The sequence below is a fragment of the Terrisporobacter muris genome (assembly GCF_024621905.1).
GTDB classification, from domain to species: domain Bacteria; phylum Bacillota; class Clostridia; order Peptostreptococcales; family Peptostreptococcaceae; genus Terrisporobacter; species Terrisporobacter muris.
This window is the reverse complement of the sequence record NZ_JANKBY010000442.1, coordinates 1-2388: the sequence shown is the minus strand read 5'-3', so window position 1 is coordinate 2388 and position 2388 is coordinate 1. Positions and strand designations below refer to the sequence as shown.

Annotated in this window: 4 protein-coding genes; 2 read left to right on the top strand and 2 right to left on the bottom strand. The window is 24.2% G+C overall.

Translation table 11 applies throughout. The annotated features are described in order from the left end of the window. Window positions 1-462 precede the first annotated feature (462 nt). Window positions 463-1140 carry a DUF2628 domain-containing protein gene (locus NSA58_RS18960; protein WP_039678094.1) on the top strand — a complete coding sequence of 226 codons (678 nt, stop codon included), beginning with the start codon at window positions 463-465 and terminating at the stop codon, window positions 1138-1140. Between the two features lie 201 nt (window positions 1141-1341). Here the strand turns inward: NSA58_RS18960 and NSA58_RS18955 are convergent, their stop codons facing one another. Together NSA58_RS18955 and NSA58_RS18950 are read right to left on the bottom strand one after the other, a co-directional pair. Continuing rightward, window positions 1342-1575 (bottom strand): hypothetical protein, encoded by a 234-nt coding sequence (locus NSA58_RS18955; RefSeq protein ID WP_242842667.1) that lies wholly within the window; start codon window positions 1573-1575, stop codon window positions 1342-1344. Beyond that, complete coding sequence (locus tag NSA58_RS18950) at window positions 1544-1870, bottom strand: hypothetical protein (RefSeq protein ID WP_242842666.1); 327 nt, start codon at window positions 1868-1870, stop codon at window positions 1544-1546. The genes NSA58_RS18955 and NSA58_RS18950 overlap by 32 nt, the downstream gene beginning before the upstream one ends. Before the next feature lie 75 nt (window positions 1871-1945). Here NSA58_RS18950 and NSA58_RS18945 point away from each other — a divergent pair, with 75 nt between their 5' ends. Beyond that, window positions 1946-2119 carry a hypothetical protein gene (locus NSA58_RS18945; RefSeq protein ID WP_161791881.1) on the top strand — a complete coding sequence of 58 codons (174 nt, stop codon included), beginning with the start codon at window positions 1946-1948 and terminating at the stop codon, window positions 2117-2119. The last annotated feature ends 269 nt before the right edge of the window (window positions 2120-2388 follow it).

Genomic DNA, 2388 nt, shown 5'->3' with positions numbered 1-2388 from the left:
TATATTTATAGTATATATAAAAGTAGGAGATGTCAACTTAAAGGATATGTATAACTTTAATAGTAAAATTAAAATCATTGATATGTAGAAAATATTGAGTGAATGATTTTAAATTTTTTATTTCAAGATATTTTGATAAAAATTAATAAAAAATGAAGAGTAATAAGTTTTCTAAGTAAATCACTAGTCTTTACAATGATTGTTGACCTAGCTGAGAGAAAAAATATAGCTATGATTGCAGTAGCAATTATTAATTAATTTGAGGGAACTTATGTAGTATCAAATACTATAAAAAATTACTCCAGATATTGAAGGAATATTAAAACTATATAAACTCAGTAACAATGATTATAAAAAGTAAAATTGCTAATAGAAGATCTTATTAAGACCCTATTGTAAGAATATACTAATAATAGTACAATAAATATACTTATTAAAAATGTATTTTAAGGAGAGAACATTATGACTGAAGAAAATAGTTTCATATATTGCTCAAAATGTGGAAAGAAAAGCTCAAAAGATGCTAAGTTTTGCACAAATTGTGGAAATAAATTAACAACTATAGAAGATAGTATAAAAAGCACTACTGAAAATATTAAAGATGTTATAAAAAACAACGAAACATATAAAAGCTTCACAGATACTAGTTATGATGAAAATTCGAGAGCTGACTTTAACAATAAAGATATGGTTAATTTTATTCAAAAGAAAGTAGAATATTATATACCAAAATTTAAGGATATACAAGAATCATATAAATCTACTAGTTGGAACTGGGCAGCATTTTTCTTTAATTCGTGGTGGTTTTTATATAGAAAAATGTATGCTATAGGATTTGGAATTATTATAGCAGATATAGTGATTGGATCAGTTATACCATATTTATCACTAGTAGCTAGTATAGCTATAGCAGTAATTTCAGGATTATATGGAAACATAACTTACTTAAAACACATACAAAAACAACTGGATTCTCTTAGAAACATGGATGAAGATATTAAACAAAGATTAATATTAAATAAAGGTGGCGTTAATATAGTAATTCCTGTAATATTAGCTATAATTACCATAGTAATTTTCTTACTAATAAGTGCGTTAGGGGCATTTTTCTTTATGTTTACTTCTCCGTATTATTATTAAAATTAGATAATTATGAAATACACATGGACATTTATGTTTATGTGTATTTTTTCACTAAAAAATATTGAATGAAGTTGGTAATATAGTTATTTAAATGAGTAACTTCAATATAAAGAGCATAGAGATTATTATTTTAGGAAATTTATAACTCTATGCTCTTTTATTTATAAATAGATTATTTGAAGAAAAATGAGTATTATATTATAGATTTTCTAAATCAGATAAAGTAAAATCATCTAATTTGCCTTTGCTATGAAAATAAGAAACTAGCTTTGAAGGCTCATTTATAATTAATTCATTAGGCAAATCAATTTCTTTAAGTGTATTTATTGAGAATTCATAATTAGCTATATCAACACAAATATGAGCATCAGATGTAAGTATAATTTTTGCATCATATTTTTTACAAAGATTGACAATTACTAGCACTTCCATTTCTAGAAACACCCTTAATAGAGCAATTATTAATTTCTATTAAAATATCTTTATCAACAGCTAACTTTATAATCTTTTCATAATCAATAGGATAATTTGGATTACCAAGGTGACCTAAACTTATTAAGTTATCAACTTTATTAATAGCATTTATCAAAGCATTAGTATTATTTTCTAATGAATTTGGTGGGAAAACAGGTTCATGGAATGACAAAATAAAATAGTCTAGTCTAGGAATAACAAAAGGCTCTATATTGATATTTCCATTAGTATCAAGGATATTAGAGCCTCGCATCCTCTTAATATTAAAACATTTAGAATATATGACTGGGGAAGGGATAGAGAAACGCATATAGAAAAATCTTTGGATATGATAGATTATAAGTGTGAAAATAAAGCAGGAAAAATAGAAAATTTTAAAAGATTAGAGACACCATATTTTACAGTTAAAAAAATAGAAGTAAACGGAGAATATAACGATAAGAGTGATACAGAGGTATGTTCATACACAGTTATAAGTGGTGAGGGTAAAATAATTTGGTGAGATTATTGTGAAGAGATGAATGAGAGAACTATTTATATAAAAAAGGAACTATTTATAAAATACAAGGAAAACTTCAACTAATAAAGTCTTATGTATAATATGGACTTAGAATTAAATATTTATATTTATGTGTATTTTTTATTGAAAAATATCGAATATAGCTGATTTTAATTATATTGCCAATGAAAAAATTAACAATCTAATTATTTCGAGGATTTAGGATACTATTAAAAATTATAAAAGTAGGAATTGTTTGGAAAAGTTTTATT